This is a genomic window from Comamonas nitrativorans, assembly GCF_042654765.1.
GTDB classification, from domain to species: Bacteria; Pseudomonadota; Gammaproteobacteria; order Burkholderiales; family Burkholderiaceae_C; genus Comamonas; species Comamonas nitrativorans.
The window spans coordinates 384721-406335 of the sequence record NZ_JBHSEW010000001.1 but is presented as its reverse complement, the minus strand read 5'-3'; the positions used below and the strand labels follow the sequence as shown (position 1 = coordinate 406335).

Sequence of the window (21615 nt, the reverse complement as noted above, 5' to 3'; positions counted from 1 at the left end):
CTTTTTTGCTCTCGTCCGGTGTGTGGGGTGATGAACACACACTGACGAAAGGTTTCCTGCATCATGGCTTTCAAGCAACAACAACTTCGGCCCACGGCGTTGGCCCTGTCCATCGGCTGCGCGTTGGCAGGGCTGGGCGCAGCCCCGGCAATGGCGCAGACCGCCACGCAGGCGCAAAGCGGTGCGGCGGTGCAGGACTACGCCATTGCCCCCGGCAAACTCAGCGACGTGCTGGCGCAATTTGCTGCCGTAGCGGGTGTGCCCCTGTCCTTCGACCCCAAGGCGCTGGATGGCGTGTACAGCAGCGGCTTGCAGGGCCGCTACACCACCGCTTCGGGCTTTGCACGCCTGCTGGCGGGCAGCGGTTTTGAGGCGGTGGATGCCGGGCAGCAGCGCCACGTGCTGCGGCGGGTGGCGCCCCGGCCCAGTGCCAGCCCTGGCGCAAACAATGCCGAAGCCACTCTGCCCAGCGTGACGGTGACGGCACAGTCTGCACGTGGCGATGGATTGCCTGGAGTCTATGCAGGCGGGCAGGTGGCGCGTGGCGGGCACGTGGGGTTGTTGGGGAATAAGGATGTGATGGACACGCCTTTCAGCCAGACCAGTTACACAAGCAAAACAATCGAGGATCAACAGGCACGAACTCTAGTTGACATCATGGCTAATGAGTCATCAGTAATCGTTGGCACCAAGAGCGGTGGCAGGAATGATTTCTGGAGTTTTCGCGGATTTCCGGTTCAGACCTATGGGGGGAGCAATAGTCTGAACGGGTTGGCCGGCATGGCGCCGCTGCAATTTGCCTCCACCGATTTTATCGAACGTGTCGAGGTGCTGCGGGGAGCCAACGCACTCCTGAAGGGCACGACCATGGCTGGGCACGGTGCATTGGGAGGTACAGTCGATCTGGTCACCAAAAAAGCTGACGACGAGCCGTTGACTCAATTGACCACGCGCTACATGTCGGACTCGCAGTTCGGAGTCCACGCTGATGTCGGCCGACGCTTTGGTACGCACAAGGAATTTGGCATCCGCTTCAACGGTTCATACGACGGCGGTGACACGCCGGTCGACACCCAGTACTCGAAGTTCGGCACGGCAGCGATCAATTTGGATTATCGCGGTGAGCGTGTCCGCGTGTCGGCCGATTTCGCGCATCAGTCGTCAGAACTCAGTTCTCCTAGCAGCACGCTTACGATCAATGGGGTATCAGGTGTACTTGGTACGCTTACGGAGGTGCCGATGGCGCCAAGCAACAGCACTGTCTTTTCGCCTTCGTGGGCAGAAGGAACGCATAAGATTACGCTGGGCATGATACAGGGCGAGGTTGACGTCACCGAGAATGCGACTGCCTACGCTGCCATTGGCAAGCAGCAATATGAGGCCTCAGCCACTGACGATGATCTTCTCCTGCTCAACAACTCCGGGGCAGTTGGCATTAAATCCGCCAGATTTCACGATCGAACCGATGTTCTTTCCATGCAGGGCGGCGCCAATGTCAAATTGAATACTGGCCCCATCGGTCACGCGTTTAGCCTGAACTTGTCAAGGATCGAACGGACGTATGACTCTACACCACTGAGCCGGGCTGGTGCCGGTACCGGCACCACTATTCCCGTGGGCTCCCTCTACAACCCGTCCTTCCCGACGGCGCCGGTGTATCCTGCATCACAGGATATTCTGCCGGCCAATGAGATCAAGTCTTCCAGCATTGCAATCGCGGACACCATTTCGTTTATGGATGAGCGCATTCAATTCACTGGGGGCGTGCGATACAACAAAATAGAACAAAATAGCTTCCAATATTCATCAGTCAGCACCCTGACGTCCGTGTACGAATCCACAGCATGGTCGCCGTCTTTCGCGCTGGTCGTGAAGCCGCTGCAGAACGTTTCACTTTATGCCAACTATATTCAGGCGCTTGAAGTGGGCTCTGTTGTCGGCAGTCGCTACATTAATGCAGGTGAAGTATTTTCGCCTTATACAAGCAAGCAATATGAGATGGGCACCAAGGTCGATTGGGGTTCGGTCGCGACAACCTTGGCGGTATTCCAAATCGCCCAGCCGAGCACGATGGCCGTTCCCGCCTCCGGCGGTGGAGAGATGTTGACACTTGACGGCGAACAAAGGAATCGTGGTATTGAATTGACTGCCTATGGAGAATTGTTCAAAGGTGTAAGGCTGCTCAGTGGCGTCACCTTTATGGATGCCACCCAGACGAAAAATGATAGCGGCCGCAACGGCTGGCGGGCCGCCCTTGTGCCGAAGTTCCGGGCGGTGATTGGCGGCGAGTGGGATACGTCGATCATCAAGGGGCTAACGCTGACGGGGCGTCTCACACATACCGGCGATGTGGTGGCTCTCAACCGCAGGCCAGACCTGACCATCCCCTCATGGACGAAGGTCGATATCGGCGCTCGGTATGCTTTCAGATCTTTGTGGAATAACAAACCGATCCGCATAAACTTTAACGTCGATAACCTGTTCGATAAAAGCTACTGGAAGGTCGCACACCCAACAGCAGGCAACCTCATGAAGAGCGACCCGCGTACGTTCCGCCTTTCGGCAACCATGAACTTCTGATTTATGGTGTCTTTTTTGGCTCTGGCGCTGACCATGCTCGGTTGTGCCTGTATTTACCTTGCAAGCCCAAATCAGAAATGGCATGTACGGACTTCTCCTGTCATGTCGTTTTGGGCTGTCGGCAGCCTGTTATTGGCAACCGGTTTTTCCCTATGGATGACGGCATGGCGGCCTTTGGCTGGCTTTTTTGTGGCGCTGCATATCACGATGGTATGTTTGTTTGCCCTTCCCTATATCGCTGCGCTACGCGCAGCACGGCGAGAGGATGGGCATGACTAACGAAATCCGTTCGAATCAAATTCGCCCAGATTGGTGGGGCAAGGCCAGTGCTGGCGCAATTCTGGGTATCGGTTTGGCGCTTGCGCTGGTGGGCCTCTACGCTTATTTGGGGCCGGGGGGGATCAATGCGCCGGGTGGGCGCTATTCGTTGATGCGTTATTTAGAGGCGTTCATCTGGATTGCGGTGTTCAGTACCTGCTTTTTGTTTCGCAGTGGCCGCGCAGCTTGGGTGTGGCTTGGCGTGGCCAACCTTATTGCCTTTGCCGCGCTGTTTGCCTGTCGCTTCCATTTCTTTGCGTGAGGGCCGCATGATTCGCTCTGACACCATCAAAATCTATAAGACTGTCCATACATGGACTGGCATTGCGTGCGGCTTTGCGCTGTTCATTGCCTTCTACGCGGGGGCGCTGACCATGTTCAAGGAGCCGATTGCCCGCTGGGCGTCGCCGCCTGCAGTGGGGGTGGCGGCGGTTCCTTTGGACGATGCGCTTCGCCTTATAGAACTGGTCGCCGCTGCCCATCCTGAAGCACGCGAGGACGGCATCAAGCTGCATTTGCGGGGCCACGAAAATGAGCCTGCACGGGTAACGTGGGAAGAGGACGCCCCGCACCAGGCTGACCAGCCGCATGAACACATCCACTGGTGGGCGACGCTCAAGCCCGATGGCACGTTGCTGACGCAGCAGGAGGAGCCGAGCGAACTGGCAGATTTCATCAACGATATTCACATGCACGTCGGTATTCCACAGCCATGGGGAGCCTATTTCATGGGAGTGATTTCGGTGCTTTACGGCGTGGCGCTGATTGCTGGTGTAATCGTGCTGCTGCCGTCACTCGTCAAGGATTTTTTTGCGCTGCGTGTTGGAAAGAATCTGAAACGCATGTGGCTGGATGCCCACAATGTTGTGGGTATTACTGCATTGCCATTTCATATAGCGATGGCGGTTACTGCAACCGCCTTGAGCTTCAGCAGTCCGCTGTGGTCTTTGCAAGAGGCCGTTATTTTTGGTGGCAAGCAGGCGGTATTGGACGATCTGGATAACGAGCCTTACAGAGCGCCAAAGCCGGTGGGTGAGGCGGGTGTCATGATGCACCCCGCTCAACTGCTTGAAAAACTCAAGGCCCAGGTTCCGGATTTTGAGCCGAAATTCATGGTTTTCAAGAATTTTGGAGATAAAGCAGCCTCGGTAAGAGTCCCGGGCGCCGAGCGCGGTTATGTCGGAGATACCCATCTTGGTGGTGTCATGCTGAGTGCCGTAACCGGCGAATTGCTCAAAGACAGCACACGCCCATCGCGCCAGGACCCGGATCGGCGTGCGTCGGAGACGTTTTACGGACTGCACAGCGGGCAATATGGCGGCGCCGTGGTGCGCTGGAGCTATTTCCTGCTCGGCCTGGCGGGCGCGTGGCTGTTCTACGGCGGCAATTTGCTCTGGGTGGAGGCCCGGCGCAAGGCGCAGCGCAAAGGCGGCGAATGGCCCGTCCAGCGCCGCGATACCTACTGGCTGGCTGCTGGCACCGTGGGCGTGTGCATGGGCTGCATGGCGGGTTTGTCGGCCACCATCGTGGCGGGCAAGTGGCTGCATGGGCATGTGGATGATCTGAACCACTGGCATGCAATCGTCTATTTCGCCGTGTTTTTTGCCTCCATCGTCTGGGCCTTCGCACGCGGCGCGGCGCGGGCGGCGGTGGAACTGTTGTGGCTGTCGGCGGCGTTCACGCTGGCGATTCCGCTGACCACGCTGGCCGCAGCGCTGCTGCCTGCACTGGGGTGGTGGGCGCATACCAGTGCGGCGGCGCTGGGGGTGGACGCGACGGCCTTGGTCGGCGCCCTGTGCTTCGCCTGGATGGCCCGTGCCACCGCCCGGCGTGTGCAGTGCGGCCCGGCGGACAGCGTGTGGTCGGTGCAGCGAACCGTGTGATTGCTATTGCAGGGCGTGCCGATCCGCCCTGCGCAGGAATGAGGGGGATGATTGAAAAGATAGCTTCTTGCGCTTGAAAACAAAAGATTTAAATATGTTTCTATATTGAAATTCAATATTCATCAGCGCAAAAAGCTATCTTTTTCATATGACTGCGGGAATCATTGCGACAGGGCTGCTTCCTCGCTGCTCAGGCGCAGCAGCCGCATGGTGCTGGTGACGTTGCCCGCCTGCTTGCGCAGCGACAGCGCGGCGGCGGCCACCTGCTCGACCAGTGCGGCGTTCTGCTGGGTGATGACGTCCAGGTCGGCAATGGCGTGGTTGATCTGCGCAATGCCCTGCTGCTGTTCGTCGGTGGCGGCGTTGATGTCGGCCAGCAGCGCATCGACCTGGGCCACGGCCTGCAAGGTTTCGTCCATGCGCTCCAGTGCGCCGCCGGTGGCGCTGGTGCCGTCGGCCACGCGCTCGGCCGATTGCCCGATGAGCTGGCGGATGCTGCCTGCCGCATCCGCCGTGCGCGAGGCCAGGGCGCGTACCTCACCGGCCACCACGGCAAAGCCGCGCCCGGCTTCGCCCGCGCGGGCGGCTTCCACTGCCGCGTTCAGGGCCAGCAGATTGGTCTGGAAGGCCACGCCCTCGATCAGCTGGACGATGCTTTGAATGTCCTGCGAGGCGTGGGCGATGCCCTGCATCGTCTGGCCTGCCGCCTGCACGGCGTCGTGGCCGCTGTCGGTCAGCGTTCTGGCATGGGCGGCCAGGCGGGTGCCTTCGGCTGCCGAGGCCGCGCTGTTGCGCACCATGCCGGTGATCTCCTGCACCGCCGAGGCGGTCACGGCCAGGTTGTTCGCCTGGGTCTGCGTACGCTCGAACAGGTGGCTGTTGCCCTCGGCCACTTCCTGCACGCAGCGTTCGAGCTGCTGCACCTCGCTGCGCACGTCCTGCACCACGGTGCGCAGATTCACACTGAGCTGGAACAGCGCCCGTTGCAGGTGGCCGATGCTGCCGCTGGCGCCGGTGGTCACGGTCTGCGACAGGTCGCCGGAGGCCAGCAGGTTCGCCTCGCGCACCAGGTCGGCCAGGGGCGCGACGGCCAGTCGCCGTGCCAGCCAGCCGGCCCCCAGCGTGGCCGCGCCGGCGGTTGCCAGGGTCAGGGGCAGGGGCGCTTGCGCCAGGGCGGGTGCCAGCGCCACGGCCACGGCGGCGGCTTGCAGCCAGACCAGGCGTGCGCCGGTGCCCGCTTGCAGCCAGCGGGCGGCCTGGCCGATCAGGCCCACGCGCTGCACGGCGCCGCGATGCAGGCACAGGCGTATCCGCCCCTGCCGGGCCTGCGCCTGCAATTGCGCGTAGAGCGTTTCGGCGCTTTGCACCTGCTGGCGGGTGGGGCAGGTGCGCACCGATAGATAGCCGACGATGCGTTCGCCCGCCCGCAGGGGCGTGACGTTGGCCTGGACCCAGTAGAAGTCGCCGTTCTTGCGGCGGTTTTTCACCAACCCCGTCCACGGCAGGCCGGCCTGGATGCTGGCCCACAGGTCGCGGAAGGCTTCTGCGGGCATGTCCGGGTGGCGGATGATGTTGTGCGGCTGGCCCAGCAGTTCCTCCTCCTCGAAGCCGCTGACGGCGATGAAGGTCGGGTTGCAATAGGTCAGGTAGCCCTGGGTATCGGTGACGGACACCAGGGTTTCCTGTGGGGTGAACTGGTATTCGCGGTCGGTCGTCGGTTGGTTGATGCGCATGGCGGGGGAAGGGCGGTACCTGGTACTAAATGGCGGAATCGAGGGTGGGAACGGGCGGGGCAGCGGCGGCGGCCTCCTGGCGGCTGGCGCGGCGCAGCCAGCGCTGTTCCAGCTCGGAAGGGGGCAGCGGCCTGCTGCACAGGTAGCCCTGCACCTCGTCGCACAGCAGGGAGCGCAGGGTGTCGAACTGTTCGGCGGTTTCCACCCCTTCGGCCACGGTGCGCAGTTGCAGGGCGCGGGCCATGCTGATGACGGCGGTGACGATGGCCATGCTCCCGACATCGGCCAGCATGTTGGCGATGAAGGCCATGTCGATCTTCAGGCGCGACAGCGGCAGCTTGTGCAGCCGCGCCAGGGAAGAGTAGCCGGTGCCGAAGTCGTCGATGGCCAGGGAAAAGCCCATCTCCACCAGGCGGCGGGAGGTTTTCTCGGCCTTTTCGGCGTTGCACATCAGGGCGGTTTCGGTGATCTCCAGCTCGATGGCCGAGGGCGGCACGTCGTGGCGCTGCACCAGGGCCAGTGCCCGGTCGGCAAAGCCGTCTTGCAGCGAGATTTCCACCGCCGAGATATTGACCGCAATGGTCGGCACCTCGGCCCAGCCCGCGTCGTGCCACTGGCGCCACTGGCGGGCTGCGCTCTCCAGGCACCAGGCGTCCAGGGCGCTGATGAGGCCGCGCTCCTCGGCCACGGGGATAAATTCGCCGGGGCTGACCCAGCCCCATTCGGCGTCGTGCCAGCGGGCCAGCGCCTCCACGCCGCGCAACTGGCCGGTGGCGATATCCACCTTGGGCTGGTAGTGCAGCGCCAGCTGGCCGTCGGTCAGGGCCAGCTTCAGGCGCTGCGCCACGGCGATGCTGCGGGTGTGCCGTTCGCTCATGCCCGCCTCGTACATCAGGTAGCCGCCGTTGCGGGCCTTGACCTGGTACATGGCCAGGTCGGCGCAGTGCAGCAGGGCGCTGACGTTGTCGGCATGGTCGGGGTACAGGGCCACGCCCACGCTGCCGCCGATGCCCCAGGCGCGGTCGTCGATCTGCAAGGGCTGTTGCAGCAGGGCGTCCATCGCGGCGGCCAGCGCCAGCGGGCCGTCGCCGGGCTGGAGCAGGCGGGCCAGCATGAATTCGTCCCCGCCCAGGCGGGCCAGCACGTCGCCGGGGCGCAGCAAGGTCCGGGCCTGCCGGGCAATGGCTTGCAGCACGCGGTCGCCCATGCTGTGGCCCAGGGTGTCGTTGATCTCCTTGAAGCGATCCAGGTCGATGAATATCAGCGCCACCTGTCCGCCCTGTGCATGGGCCTGGTGCAGCAGGCCGTCCAGCAAGTCCAGGCCATGCTGGCGGTTGGCCAGGCCGGTCAGGGCGTCGAACAGGGCCAGGTGGCGGATGTGGTCTTCGGCCAGATGGCGCTCGGTAATGTCCAGCACCGTGCCGTAGCCGCGCACGGGGATGCCCTGGGCGTCGTTTTCAAACGCGCAGCGCACCTCCACCCAGCGCGGCAGCGGGGTGTGGCAGGTGCGGATCAGGAACACACCGGCACCCTGGGCCACGCTGGCCTGCCACTTGGCCTGCACCAGGGCGCGGTCTTGCGGATGCACGCAGTCCAGCAATTGGCCTGCGCCTGCCTCCGGGCCGAAGGCGCCGCCCAGGATGCGGGCGGCCTGGGGCGTGAGGTCGAAGCGCCCGTCCAGCGCGGTGTGCCAGGTGCCGATGTTGGCCACCTCCTGGGCCTGCACCAGATCGCGCTGCAATTGCTTTTGCTCGCGTAGGTCCTGCACCGTCAGCAGCACCCGCGCTGCTGCCTCGGGCTGCGGCGCAGGCAGGGCATGGGCGGTGACGGCCACGGGCAGGGCCAACGGCTGCGCCAGGGGACGCACTTCCAGAATGTCCTGCGCGGGCTGCGCACGCAGCGCTTGGTGCACCAGTCTGGGCAGGCTGCCCGTCTCCAGCCACTGCTGCAAGGGGGTGCCGGCAAGCTGCCGGGCATCGGTCCCCAGCCATTGCCCGAAAGACTGGTTGGCGAAGACCACCTCCATCTGCGCCGTCACCACCAGCGTGCCGTAGGGCAGGTGGGCAAAGGCGGCGCTGTAGTCGCGCAGCTCGGCGATCAGCTCGTCGCGCAGCGCCATATAGGTGTCGATGGCGATGCCCATGTCTAGAAAGATCACTTTGACCAGCGCCCGCAGCGCTGCCGTTTGCTCGTGCGGCGACAGCCCCGCAAACCCGGCCACCTGGGGCAGCAGTTCGCACAGGTAATGGCTGTACGCGCCCAGGTACCACCCTGGCGGCAGCCCGATGCGGGCATGGGTCAGGCCCACGCGCTCCCGATCCTGGGCATAGGCCGGGCCGTAGTCGCCCGCCGTCAGGCGCTGGAAGTAGGCCGTGTGCAGGCGCTTGAGCTGTTCCAGTGCCTGCCCGTCGGGCAGCAGGGTGCGCATCTGCGGGTAGGCCATCAGGTGGCGGTAGAAGCCATCCACGAAGCCGGGGCCGTTGGCCCCGAAAGCGCTGTGCAGCTTGGCCAGGGCCTGCTCGTCGGCAGCGTCCAGCATCAGAAAGCGCTTGCGTGTCTCGAAGGTGGGTTGGTTGTTCATGGGCGTTGCCAGGGGCAGGCGATGCGTGCAAGGGGGGTGAAATCGCCTGCCGACGGGCAGCCAGGGCGCTATCCGGGCGTCAACCATCCGCAACAATTTACGTTTGTTACAACTGTATGAAATCTACGGGAAAACACGGGTTATTTTGATGAATATCAAACAATTGTTATCGGACTTTATTAATTGATGTGTTTCCCGCGTTTCCTTGGTATAGCGCTGCGGCCCTGGCTGGCCAAAGATCGGTAAGCCCTTGAATGTGCGAATCAATGTGTGTATGAAATAGTGTTCATGGCACGGCGTGGGGCCGATGTCTCTCCCCAATACCGACTTCCGTGTGCAGCTCGGTTGGCGCGTCAAAGAGTTGTGTTCCTGCTACAGCCTGACCTGGGTGGCCGGGTGGAATCGGGCCAGGCTGACCCGACGCTGACAGCGCTGCACGCGCATAAAAAAATCCCCGCCAGTGCAAAACCGGCGGGGATGTTCATGTCCAGATGCAGGGGGTTACAGCGTCTTGAACACCGCCCGCGCCGCTTCCAGCGTGCGGTCGATGTCGTCCTGGCTGTGCGCGGCGCTCATGAAACCGGCTTCGTACAACGCCGGGGCGAAGTATTCGCCGCGCTCCAGCATGCCGTGGTAGAAGCGGTTGAAGCGGGCCTGGTCGGTGGTCATCACCTGCGGATAGTGGGTGGGCAGCTCGGGCAGGAAGAAGAAGCCGAACAGCCCGCCCTGCCAATCGACGCTGAAGGGAATGCCGGCGGCATCGGCTTCGGATTTCAATCCCTGCATCAGCTGGCCGGTTTTCAGGTGCAGCTCGGCATGAAAGCCCGGGGCGCCGATCAGCTCCAGCGTTTTCAGGCCGCAGGCCGTGGCAATCGGGTTGCCCGAGAGCGTGCCCGCCTGGTACACCCCGCCGGTGGGCGAGAGTTTTTCCATGATGTCGCGCCGCCCGCCAAAGGCGGCCAGCGGCATCCCGCCGCCGATGACTTTGCCCAGTACGGTGATGTCGGGCTTGAAACCCTCGATCTTCTGCGCGTACAGGCTCTGGGCGCTGCCCAGGGCGACGCGAAAGCCGGTCATCACCTCGTCGTAAATCATCAAGGCGCCATGCTGCTGCGTCAGCTCGCGGATGCGGCGGGTGAAGTCCACGCTGGCCCGCACGAAGTTCATGTTGCCGGCAATCGGCTCCATGATCACGCAGGCGATTTCGTTGCCCATCCGGGCGAAGGCTTCTTCCAGCTGGGCCACGTCGTTGTATTCCAGCACGATGGTGTCTTTCACCACGTCGGCGGGCACGCCGGCCGAGGACGAGCTGCCGAAGGTGGCCAGCCCCGAGCCGGCCTTGACCAGCAGCGCGTCGGCATGGCCGTGGTAGCAGCCGTTGAACTTGATGATTTTGTTACGACCGGTAAATCCGCGTGCCAGGCGCAGGGCGCTCATGCCCGCCTCGGTGCCGGAGCTGACCAGCCGCACCATGTCCATGCTGGGCAGCATGGCGAGGATTTTTTCGGCCAGAGCCACTTCGCGTTCGGTCGGGGCGCCGTAGCTGAAGCCCTCGTCCACGGCGGCGTGGACGGTGGCGACCACTTCCGGGTGGCCGTGGCCCAGGATCATCGGCCCCCAACTGCCGATGTAGTCGGTAAAGCGCTGGCCGTTCTTGTCCCAGAAGTACGCGCCCTGGGCGCGTTCGACAAAGCGCGGCACGCCGCCGACGGCGTTGAAGGCGCGGACGGGCGAGTTCACGCCGCCGGGAATGACGCGCTGGGCGCGGGTGAGCAGGTCTTGGTTCAGGTCAGTGGTGCTGGTCATTGTCATCAAGGGAAAGGCCCGCCGTGGGCGGGGAATCGGGAAGCGGTGCATCAGAAGAAGCCGGGGCCGCCGTGGTGCCTGCGGCATCGCCTTCCTCCTCGTCGTCGGGCTGCGCCCAGAACATGCGGTCGGGAATCAGGCGGCCCATGCCGGGGCGAAAGGCGCTGCCCAGGCAGTGGTCCATGTATTCCAGGGCTTCCTGGGCGGCCTGGCCCAGGTCGTCGCCCACGGCCAGCAGCGCGGCCAGTGCGGCGGAAAGGGTTTCTCCGGCACCGACGAATTCGGCATCGAACAGTTCGAATTTGCTGCTGCCCAGCACGGTTTCGGGGCTGGCCAGGGCGTTGTCCAGAAAGTCGCCCGCCTGGGCCATGCCCGTTACCAGCACATAGGCCACGTCCCGCGCTTCGGCGGCCTTGGCGATGTCACGCGGGGTTGGGGGGCGTTCCGAGGTCCAGTCGGGCAATAACCAGCGTGCCAGCGTGCCGTGGTTGCCCACGAGGATGGCGGTTTGCGGCAGCAGCAGCTCCTCGAAAGCGTCCAGGTACTCCTCCAGCGCATCGCCCTCCTGCCACCAGGACAGGTCGGGCATGTAGCTGATGACGGGAATTTCCGGGTAATCGCTGCAAATGCCGGCAATGGTGCTGATGTTGGCGGTCGAGCCGACAAAACCGATCTTGATGGCCTGCACGGCCATGTCCTCCAGCACGGTGCGGGCCTGATCGGCCACCAGTTCGTCGTCCACCGGGCTGTGGCTGAAGATGCGGTTGGTGTCGCTGATCTGGATGCAGCAGGCCACGGTGACAGGGTAGGCACCGACGCTGGCAATCGTCAGGCTGTCGGCAGTCAGCCCCAGGGCGCCGGTCGCGTCCAGGGTGTTGAAGCTCATGATGCAAACGGCATTATTGGCTTCGGTTTCTGTGGAAGGGGGGGCAGTGGGGATGACTGCGGGGGAAAGATCTGCCATGTGCCTGCCGTGACTGACTGACACTTAAGGAAAGGGTCAGGGTAAAAGACTATATAGAATCGTTGCATTCTATGTGAACCCGTTTTAAGCTGCGCCGGGTGTTGAAATCTCGCTTCTCCGGGAAGGGTGGGGAATGCCGGAAAAAGTGTCTCCCGCAGCTCGGTGATGAAAGATAAGCAGAAACTTCAAGAAGTTATAACGACAAAGGGACGTTCCACTTGAGCACCTCCAGTTCATCATTCAAAGTGCTGGTCATTGACGACAGCAACACCATTCGGCGCAGCGCTGAAATTTTCCTCAAGCAGGGCGGTCACGAGGTCTTGTTGGCGGAAGACGGGTTTGATGCCTTGGCCAAGGTGAATGACTTTCAACCGCAACTGATTTTTTGTGACATTTTGATGCCGCGCCTTGACGGTTACCAGACCAGCGCCATCATCAAGCGCAATGTCCGGTTTGCCGACACGCCCATCGTCATGCTGTCCTCCAAGGACGGCGTCTTCGACAAGGCCCGTGGGCGCATGGTCGGCTGCGAGGAATACCTGACCAAACCTTTTACGAAAGATCAATTGCTGCAGACCGTGCAAAAACTCGGCAAGGCGGTTGGTTGAGATTATTGTTTTCTTTGAGGGTAAAGAATGCCTATTAAAAACGTCCTGGTGGTGGATGATTCCAAAACGGAATTGATGTTTCTGTCTGATTTGCTGCAGAAGCGGGGATTATCTGTGAAAACGGCAGAAAATGCCGAACAGGCCATGGCCGTATTGGCGACGGCAAAGCCGGATTTGATTTTGATGGACGTGGTCATGCCCGGCCAGAATGGTTTTCAACTCACCCGCGCCATTGCGCGTACTCCGGAATATGCCGGTATCCCGATTATTATCTGCACCAGCAAGAATCAGGAAACGGACAAAGTATGGGGGCTGCGCCAGGGGGCGCGGGATTACATTACCAAACCGGTCGATCCGGCGGAACTGTTTGCCAAAATAGCGGCATTGGATTGACATGGGGCAGGGGCAGTCCAAACAATCCCTGCAGGAATTGCAGAAGCGGCTTGCGCAGCGTCTTCTGGCTGCCCAGACCGATAACGCCCAGGCCGCCCAGTGGCTGGCGGTTCAGGCCGGCGGGCAGCACTACCTGATTCCCCTGGCGCAGGCGGGCGAGATTTATCCCTGGCAGGAGGTGCAGCCCGTGCCGTACGCGCAAACCTGGTTTTTGGGCGTGGCCAACGTGCGCGGCAGCCTGCTGGGGGTGATTGACCTGCCGGCCCTGCTGGGGCATCCGGCCGAGCGCACGCAGCAGTCCCTGCAGGACACCAGCTTGCTGGTAATCAATCCTGCGCTGCAGGTCAATGCCGCCTTGGTCGTGGACCGGTTATTGGGGCTGCGCAATGCGGATAACCTGCAGCCCTGCACGGCGACAGAAAACCCGGGCCAGTGCTACCAGGATGGCCAGGGGCAAATATGGCAAGAACTGAGTTTGCAGGCGCTGGTGCAGTCAGCGGAATTTCTGCGTGTTTCTCAGTAATTCATTCCGATAGAAGAGGTACTAATGTCTGTCTTCCAGCAATTGGGCGCGAAATTTGGTCGTCGTTCCTCATCAGAAAACCTTAACGCTGCCGCTGCTGGCGAGGCCCTGCTACAGCAAACCTTGCAGAACTCGGACTTTCTCGATGGCAATGCCTTGCTTGAGCAAGACAATATCTCTCTGCCTATTTTGGGTTCGGCTTCGGCGGGCCAGCACCAGCGTAAATTGCTGGTAATTCTGGCCGCCAGCGGTATTGCGTTGGGCGGTTTGTTCGGCTGGGTGCTGCAGCAGACCGACCATGCCGCCAAACAGGTGGCGGCTACCGGGCAGGCGCTGATGCAGGCGCAGCGGATGGCGAAATCCGGCACCCAGGCGCTGCTGGGGGTGCCCCATGCTTTTATCGAGCTGAAGGAAAGTACCCAGGTGTTTGCCAGCAATGCCCGGGGGCTGGCCCAGGGCAATGCTTCTTTGGGGCTGGCTCCGGTGAAGGAGGCGTACCAGGACGACGTACAGGCCCTGCTCAAGCAGGCGGACGCCACCGAAAAAAATGCCAAGGCCGTGCTGGGGCAGGAGGATGTGCTGATCAAGGTGGCAACGGCCCTGCGGGACGTCAATGAGCAGTCCGGCGCATTGCTGGATTTGTCGGAGACGGTTGCTTCTCTGCTGTTGCAGGCCAATGCCACCCGGCCGGAAATCGAAGCGGTCAGCCAGATGGCCATGCTGACTCAGCGCATTGGCAAGTCCGCCAACGAGTTTCAGTCGATCGAAGGGGTGAACCCCGAGGCGGTTTTCCTGTTGGGCAAGGACTTGAACACCTTCCAGGAAATCGTCAAAGGGCTGCTGACCGGCAGTGAAGACCTGGATTTACCGGGGACGGAGAACGACCAGGCGCGTCAGCAGCTCACCACCTTGCTGGCGCAGTACGAGGCAACGCGTGCGGATGCGGAAACCATTTTGAGCAATTTGCAGGGCCTGGTTTCGGCCCGTGAGGCGCAAAGTGCGGTGGTCAGCGACAGTGAACCCTTGCGCGAGAAGCTGGAGACATTGCAGCAGCGCCTGTCGGCCGATGCCGGTGTCGGGTTGACCGAATCCATCGCTCTGGCGGGCCTGGCGTTGCTGGTGCTGTTGTGCGGCGTGGGTATTGCCCGGGTGGCCCTGCTGGACAGCCGTCAGCGGCAAGCACAGGCCGAACAGCAGCAGCGCGAGGCCCGTTTGCAGGAGCAAGAAGCCAAGCGCATCAACGATGCCAACCAAGCCGCAATTCTGCGTTTGATGAACGAACTGCAAAACCTGGCCGACGGTGACCTGACCCAGGAAGCCACCGTGACCGAGGACATTACCGGTGCTATTGCCGACTCGGTGAACTACACGGTGGAAGAATTGCGCCTGCTGGTCGGCAACGTGCAGAAAACCGCTTCCCAGGTGGTGGACACCACCTCGCAGGTGGACACCACGTCGGCACAACTGCTGGCGGCATCGACCGAGCAGTTGCGCGAAATTCGCGGCACGGGCCAGGCCATTCTGGACATGGCCCAGCGCATTACCGAGGTGTCCATGCAGGCGCAGTCCTCGGCAGAGGTGGCCAACCAGTCGCTGCACGCCGCTGAGCAAGGGCAGCAGGCGGTGCAGAACACGATTGGCGGTATGAATGCCATTCGTGACCAGATGCAGGAAACATCCAAGCGGATCAAGCGCCTGGGCGAATCGTCCCAGGAAATTGGTGAGATTACCGAGCTGATCTCGGACATTACCGAGCAGACCAACGTGCTGGCGCTGAATGCTGCCATTCAGGCCGCTTCGGCGGGGGAAGCCGGACGCGGTTTCTCGGTGGTGGCCGAGGAGGTGCAGCGGCTGGCCGAGCGCTCCGGCGAGGCCACGCGCCAGATTGCTACGCTGGTGAAAACCATTCAGACCGATACTCAGGACACCGTGGCCGCCATGGAGCGTGCCACCCTGGGGGTGGTCGAGGGGGCGCGTCTGTCCGACTCGGCCGGTGCTGCCCTGGCAGAAATCCATAGCGTGTCGCGCAAGCTGGCCGAGCTGATCGAGAAGATTTCCAAGACAACGCAACACGAAGCGGGCCTGGCCAACGAAGTGGCCGATGACATCCAGCATATTTTCGTGGTGACCGAACAAACGGGTGAAGGTACCCGCAGTACCGCCGATCAGGTGCGGGAACTGGCCCGCATGGCGCAGGAACTGCGTCAGTCGGTGGCGCGTTTCAGGATCGCATAACAACCACGGGCACCCGGTGCGATGGCCGGAGTGACCCGTCAAGGATGAAGCATGTCATTGCATCAAGACACTTCCCCCCGCACGGGTCTGGCAGAACAGGACTTGGGCCCGCTGGCGTGGGTGCAGGAGGAGTTGCGCAAATCGCTTGAGGCAGCTGTCCGGCTGATGCGCCGCTTTGTGCTGGAAGCCCAGGAGGCCCGTGAATCCGACCTGGCCGCGCTGGACACCAGCCCGCTGCGCATGGCCAAGCAGCAATTGCACCAGTCGGCAGGGGCTCTGGATATGGTCGATCAGCCCCAGGTGGGTCTGGTGCTTCAGGCCATGGAAGCGGCGGTGCAGCACTATGTGCAGCACCCCCAGGACTGCACCAATGCTGCCGTCCAAACCCTGGAAAAAACCAGTTTTGCTCTGCTGGAGTACCTGGATGTCGTCCTGGCGGGCAAGACCGTGCTGCCGGTGGCCTTGTTCACGCAGTACCGCGACGTGCAGGCACTGCATGGGCAGGAAGGCAAAGTGCATCCGGCCGATTTGTGGCCGGTGGAGCGGCGCCTGCGCGAGCCGGTTTTGCCGGTCGATGTGCCGCCTGTTGCGTACGGGGCACAGGCGCGAAGTGTTCTGGATGCCGCCGTGCTGCAAGTGGTGAAAACTGCCGACAAGGCTGCCGCCGCACGGCTGCGCCAGTTGAGTCTGGGGCTGGCCCAGGGGCAAGGCGCTGTTCCGTGGCGCACTTTCTGGAAAGTGTGTGCAGGCTTTTTTGATGCCATGGCACATGGCCTGCTCAAGGAAGACGTCTATACCAAGCGCGTTGCCTCGCGGGTGTTGATGGTCTATGCCAGTCTGGCCAAAGGCCAGGAAGTCGGAACGGATCGGCTGTTGCAGGACATGCTGTTCTTTTGCACCCAGGCGGGCGATCCGCCAGCCGGTCAGGCGCCTGTCCTGCAGGCCGTACGTGCCGGGTTGGGCCTGCAACGTTACCAGTCGGTGGACTACGAGAAAGCCCATTTCGGGCGCTTCGACCCGGCTGTATTGGCCCAGGCCCGCAAGCGCCTGGCCGCTGCGGCAGAGTTGTGGTCGGCCCTGGCCGGAGGGGACCGGCAGAAGATCAAACCCGTTGTCGGCCAGTTCTCGCTGGTGACCGAGTCGCTGGTGCAATTGAACCCGGGCAGCCAGGCGCTGGAGCAGGCGCTGACCCTGATTGCGCGACGCCTGGAGCAAACCGGACAATTGCCCAGCACCGAAGTGGCCATGGAAGTGGCCACTGCCGTACTGTATTTGCAGGCGGCATTCAGCTCCCTGGATGTCGGCGAAGCCGACATGGCGATGCACACGCAGGTTCTGGCCCGGCGTCTGATGCGTGTGCTGGAAGGCCAGGCGCCAGCGCCGCTGGAAGACTGGATGGAGCGGCTCTACCACCAGGTCAGCGATCAGCAGACCATGGGCAGCGTCGTGGGGGAACTGCGACAAACCTTGAGCGAGGCGGAAAAACACCTCGACCAATACTTCCGCGCTCCGGACGACGTGCAGCCGCTGCAGCCCGTGGGTGGGCTGCTGGCGCAGATTCGGGGCGTCCTTTCGGTACTCGGCCTCGATCCGGCAGCATCGGCCATGGCGCAGATGCGCCGTTATGTCGAGGGCCTGCAAACCGGAGCCGTCGCGCCCGAGGAGCGCCAGACCGTATTCGACAAACTGGGCAACAGCCTGGGGGTGCTGGGCTTTCTGATCGACATGTTGAGCTACCAGCCCAGCATGGCCCGCAAGCTTTACAGCTACGATGAAGTGGCGGGAGAGCTCAAGCTCACCATGGGCCGCACCCGTCAGCGCCAAAGCGATGGCAATACGCAGGATGCCGAACATATTGTCCAGGCCCGTTCCGAACAGCCCAGCAGCACCTTGATGCCGGGCGTGCCATCCGCTGCCGCAGTCATGCCTGCCGTCGAGTCGGCCCCCGTGCCTGCGCCGGCGCCCGCGCCTGTGGCGCCTGCCGAACTGGTGCCTTCCGAGCCGGCCCAGCCTCTGGAGGTGGCTGCCGAAGAAGACTCCGATGCCGAACTGCGTGACATCTTCTTGGAAGAAGCGGCAGAAGTCATCGCCAATGGCCAGGCTGCCTTGCAGGCGCTGGCACAGAACCATGGCGATCTGAGCGAGCAGACTGTATTGCGCCGGGCCTTCCACACGCTCAAGGGCAGCTCGCGCATGGTGCAGCTCGATGAATTTGGCGAAGCCGCCTGGGCCATGGAGCAGATGCTCAACGCCTGGCTGGCCGAGCAAAAACCCATGCCCGCGCCGATGCTGGCCCTGGCCGGGCAGGCCATGCAAGGATTTGCCCAATGGGTGCAAGCCATCCGCACGGGCCAGGATGCGCCGTGGCAGGCTACTGCGTTTCGGGCCAGTGCCGATGCCATGCGCCTGCAAGGGCAATTGCTGGAATTGGATATGGCAGCAGCCAGCGGCCAGGCAACGGCTGCGGCGCAACCCGCCGTGCAACCTGCGCAACAGGCACAAGCCGATGCCTGGGTGCTGGAGTCGGTGGCGCAGGACGCCCCCACCCCGCCGGAGCCGGAGCCGGAGCCGGAGCCGGAGCCGGAGCCGGAGCCGGAGCCGGAGCCGGAGCCGGAGCCGGAGCCGGAGCCGGAGTTTGCGCCCGAACCCGAACCCGAACCCGAACCCGAACCCGAACCCGAGTTTGTCCCGGAACTGGAACTGGAACTGAAACCGGAGCCGGTTCGGGTGCCCGAATCCTTGCCAGAGCCAGAGCCAGAGCCAGAGCCAGAGCCAGAGCCAGAGCCAGAGCCAGAGCCAGAGTTTGTGCTGGAACCGGATTCGATACCTGTGCTTACCCTGGAGCCGGAGCTGCCCGCAGCAGAACAAGCCGTCGGTGCCGACAGCACCGCGCTGCCTGTGCTGGATCAAAGCCTGTCCTTCGATTTCGACCTGCCCGTGCCGGGGCCGGAAGACGATCCGCAGATCAAACGCATTGGCGACTTGCGTATCTCCCTGCCGCTGTACAACGTGTATCTGGCCGAGGCCGAGGAATGGTCGCAAAAGCTGTGCGACAGCCTGGACGCCTGGCAAGCCGACGTGCGCCATCCCCAGCCGGAGGGCGCCCATGCCTGGGCACATTCGCTGGCCGGCAGTTCGGCCACGGTGGGGTTTGCCGATCTGTCCCGTCTGGCGCGGCTGTTGGAGCATGTCCTGCTGCATCTGCTGCCTTTGCCCGATGGGCAGCAGGCCCGGGTGCCGGTGCTGGTGGCCGCAGCGGAGGAAATCCGTCGCCTGCTGCACCAGTTTGCCGCCGGCTTCCTGCCCTTGCCGCAAGAGGCAGTGCAAACGCAGTTGGCGCAATTGCTGGAGCTGCCGGTATTGCAGGAGTCCCCGGCGCAGGAAACTTACGCCGAACCAGGGGCAGCAGATGACAGCGATGCCGACGCTGCAAGCGTTGAAGCGACCGAAGCCGCCCTTCTCGATCTCCTGCCGGGGCAGGAGGTAGAGGACAGCGTTGCAGCACCGGCACCGGTCGAAACAGCCGGGCCTGCTGCCGCCGCCGAGCCACTGGCGCAGGCATTGCAGGCCCAGCACGCACTGGATGCCGCCATGGTGCGGGCCATGGCCCTGGAGGAAGAGGCCGACGAGGATATCGACGTGCTGGACATGGTCGATGCCGAACTGTTCCCGATTTTCGAGGAAGAGGCGCAGGAGCTGCTGCCCACCTTGAGCGGCGCCCTGCGGGAGTGGAGCGCCCACCCCCAGCGTCCGCAGCCACGGGCCGTGCTGCTGCGTGCCCTGCACACCTTGAAGGGCAGTGCCCGCCTGGCCGGGGCGATGCGCCTGGGCGAAATGGCACACCGCCTGGAATCCACCCTGGAGCAGGTCGACACCGAGTCGGTCACCAGCGAGGTGCTGGAGCCGCTGTTTGTCAAGCTCGATGCCATGGAGGCCGCCTTCCAGTTGCTGCGCACCGTCAGTGAGCAGCAGGAGGCCGCCGCTGCGCTGGAGCCTGCCGCCCCTGCGCCGGTCGTTGCGGCCCAGCCCCCGGTTTTGGCCGCTGCGCTGGCCGCGCCTGCAGCGCCGGTGACACCTGCCCGTGGCCCGCAAGCCATGGTGCGGGTACGCACGCAGTTGCTCGACCGCCTGGTCAATGATGCTGGAGAGGTGATCATCACCCGCTCGCGCCTGGATGCCCGGGTCGGGCAGATCAAGAACTTCCTGGGCGAATTGACCAGCAACCTGGAGCGCCTGCGCTACCAGTTGCGCGATATGGAAGTGCAGGCCGAGTCGCAGATGCAGTCGCGCCAGCAACTGGCCAGGGACAGCGGCGCCGACTTCGACCCGCTGGAGTTCGACCGCTTCACCCGCGTGCAGGAACTGACCCGGATGCTGGCCGAGTCGGTCAACGACGTGGCCACCGTGCAGCGCAACCTGCAACGTGAAGTCACCGGCGCGGAAGACGAGCTGCTGGTGCAGGGCCGTTTGTCGCGTGATTTGCAGCGCGACCTGCTGCGCACCCGCATGGTGGAGTTCGACTCCGTGGCCGAGCGCCTGTACGCCGTGGTGCGCCAGGCATCCAAGGACACGGGCAAGCAGGTCAGGCTGGAAGTGCTGGGCGGCACCATCGAAATGGACCGGGGCGTGCTGGAGCGCATGACCCCCGCCTTCGAACACCTGCTGCGCAACTGCGTGGCCCACGGCATCGAGGCGCCGGCGGTACGCGAGGCGGCGGGCAAGGCCGCTGCCGGGCAGGTCAGTATTCGCGTGCAGCAGTCGGGCAACGAAGTTTCGGTGCGGTTTGAGGACGATGGCGCGGGCCTGAACCTGGAACGCATCCGCGCCAAGGCGCTGGAAAACGGCCTGATCGATGCCGATACCACCGTGGATGCCGCCCGGGCGGCGCAACTGGTCTTCATGCCCGGGTTCAGTACCGCCGAGCAGGTCTCCGGCATTGCCGGGCGCGGCGTGGGCATGGACGTGGTGCGTTCCGAGGTGCTGGCGCTGGGCGGGCGCATCGAAACTACCACCCAGCCCGGTCAGGGCACGGTATTCGAGCTGGTGCTGCCCCTGACCACCGCCATGACCCAGGTGGTGCTGTTGCGCATGGGCGATTTCGTCGTCGGCGTACCGGCCAGTCTGGTCGAAGTGGTGCGCCGCCTGCCGTTGCCGGAGCTGGAACTGGCCTACCAAAGCGGCGAGCTGGCCCAGGCCGACGGCAGCCATCTGCCCTTCCTGTGGGCCGGGGCGGTGTGGAAGCAGTCGCCGCGCAGCACCGACAGCACGGGCGGCAAGACCCGCCCGGTGGTCATCGTCAATAGCGCCTCGCAGCGTCTGGCGCTGCACGTCGATGAAGTGCTGGGCAGCCAGGAAGTGGTGGTGAAGAACCTGGGCCCCCAGCTGGCGCGTCTGCCCGGTCTGGCCGGCATGTCGCTGCTGCCTTCGGGGGCGGTGGTGTTGATTTACAACCCGGTGGCGCTGGTCGCCGTGCATGGCGAGAGAATCCGCGCCCTGGGTCAGGGCTTGCCCGCAATTCTGGACGACGCCCAGGTCAGGCAATTGCGTCAGCAGTCTGCAGCGCAGGACGTGCAGGCCGGCCGCCCCGTGGTGCAGGCGCCGCTGGTGATGGTGGTGGACGATTCGATCACCGTGCGCCGCGTTACCCAGCGCCTGCTGCAACGCGAGGGCTTCCGCGTCAGCGCCGCTGCCGATGGTTTGCAGGCATTGGAAAAATTGCAGGACGAACTGCCCGACGTGGTGCTGTCGGACATCGAGATGCCGCGCATGGACGGCTTCGACCTGCTGCGCAACATCCGCTCCAGCGAGCGGCTGAAGGACCTGCCCGTGATCATGATCACCTCGCGCATGGCGGCCAAGCACCGCGATCTGGCGATGGAGCTGGGCGCCAACCACTACCTGGGCAAGCCGTATGGCGACGAGGAACTGCTGGGGCTGATCCACGGCTACACCGATTGATAGCTAGGTAGTTTGTTAAAACATATAGCTGTT

The 21615-nt window shown here is 63.2% G+C and carries 13 protein-coding genes; 9 read left to right on the top strand and 4 right to left on the bottom strand.

What is annotated here, in order from left to right; genetic code table 11:
- Positions 1-63: 63 nt before the first annotated feature.
- Genes ACFO3A_RS01955 through ACFO3A_RS01940 form a run of 4 tightly spaced genes read left to right on the top strand, consistent with a single transcriptional unit; the run spans position 64 to position 4781 of the window.
- A complete protein-coding gene (locus ACFO3A_RS01955) occupies positions 64-2580 on the top strand; it encodes a TonB-dependent siderophore receptor (protein ID WP_377723487.1) in 2517 nt (838 codons plus the stop codon).
- Between the two features lie 3 nt (positions 2581-2583).
- Positions 2584-2859, top strand: coding sequence for a hypothetical protein (locus ACFO3A_RS01950; RefSeq protein WP_377723486.1), 276 nt, complete (start codon positions 2584-2586; stop codon positions 2857-2859).
- Positions 2852-3160 carry a hypothetical protein gene (locus ACFO3A_RS01945; protein WP_377723484.1) on the top strand — a complete coding sequence of 103 codons (309 nt, stop codon included), beginning with the start codon at positions 2852-2854 and terminating at the stop codon, positions 3158-3160. The genes ACFO3A_RS01950 and ACFO3A_RS01945 overlap by 8 nt, the downstream gene beginning before the upstream one ends.
- 7 nt (positions 3161-3167) lie before the next feature.
- The gene (locus ACFO3A_RS01940; RefSeq protein ID WP_377723482.1) at positions 3168-4781 is read left to right on the top strand and encodes a PepSY-associated TM helix domain-containing protein; all 1614 of its coding nucleotides are present in this window, start codon (positions 3168-3170) and stop codon (positions 4779-4781) included.
- A 161-nt stretch (positions 4782-4942) separates the two neighbouring features.
- On the opposite strand, the gene ACFO3A_RS01935 is transcribed toward ACFO3A_RS01940, so the two are convergent.
- From ACFO3A_RS01935 to thiD, 4 genes are all read right to left on the bottom strand, one after another.
- The gene (locus tag ACFO3A_RS01935) at positions 4943-6514 is read right to left on the bottom strand and encodes a methyl-accepting chemotaxis protein (protein WP_377723481.1); all 1572 of its coding nucleotides are present in this window, start codon (positions 6512-6514) and stop codon (positions 4943-4945) included.
- 25 nt (positions 6515-6539) lie between these two features.
- Positions 6540-9095, bottom strand: a complete 2556-nt coding sequence (locus ACFO3A_RS01930) for an EAL domain-containing protein (RefSeq protein WP_377723479.1) — start codon at positions 9093-9095, stop codon at positions 6540-6542.
- A gap of 501 nt (positions 9096-9596) precedes the next feature.
- Positions 9597-10901 carry a glutamate-1-semialdehyde 2,1-aminomutase gene (gene hemL / locus ACFO3A_RS01925; RefSeq protein WP_377723478.1) on the bottom strand — a complete coding sequence of 435 codons (1305 nt, stop codon included), beginning with the start codon at positions 10899-10901 and terminating at the stop codon, positions 9597-9599.
- Positions 10885-11865, bottom strand: a complete 981-nt coding sequence (gene thiD / locus ACFO3A_RS01920) for a bifunctional hydroxymethylpyrimidine kinase/phosphomethylpyrimidine kinase (RefSeq protein WP_377723476.1) — start codon at positions 11863-11865, stop codon at positions 10885-10887. Before thiD ends, hemL begins: the two co-directional genes overlap by 17 nt.
- Before the next feature lie 218 nt (positions 11866-12083).
- Between thiD and ACFO3A_RS01915 the strand changes: the two genes are divergently transcribed.
- The 5 genes from ACFO3A_RS01915 to ACFO3A_RS01895 are packed head-to-tail and all read left to right on the top strand — an operon-like array spanning position 12084 to position 21582.
- On the top strand, positions 12084-12473 hold the full coding sequence (locus tag ACFO3A_RS01915) for a response regulator (RefSeq protein WP_377723474.1): 390 nt from the start codon (positions 12084-12086) through the stop codon (positions 12471-12473).
- Positions 12474-12500: 27 nt separating this feature from the next.
- Positions 12501-12866: a response regulator gene (locus ACFO3A_RS01910; RefSeq protein ID WP_377723472.1), complete on the top strand. Its 366-nt coding sequence runs from the start codon at positions 12501-12503 to the stop codon at positions 12864-12866.
- 1 nt (position 12867) lies between these two features.
- Positions 12868-13389 carry a chemotaxis protein CheW gene (locus tag ACFO3A_RS01905; protein ID WP_377723471.1) on the top strand — a complete coding sequence of 174 codons (522 nt, stop codon included), beginning with the start codon at positions 12868-12870 and terminating at the stop codon, positions 13387-13389.
- 24 nt (positions 13390-13413) lie between these two features.
- Positions 13414-15624 carry a methyl-accepting chemotaxis protein gene (locus ACFO3A_RS01900; protein ID WP_377723469.1) on the top strand — a complete coding sequence of 737 codons (2211 nt, stop codon included), beginning with the start codon at positions 13414-13416 and terminating at the stop codon, positions 15622-15624.
- A gap of 51 nt (positions 15625-15675) precedes the next feature.
- Positions 15676-21582 (top strand): hybrid sensor histidine kinase/response regulator, encoded by a 5907-nt coding sequence (locus ACFO3A_RS01895; protein ID WP_377723467.1) that lies wholly within the window; start codon positions 15676-15678, stop codon positions 21580-21582.
- Positions 21583-21615: the final 33 nt, after the last annotated feature.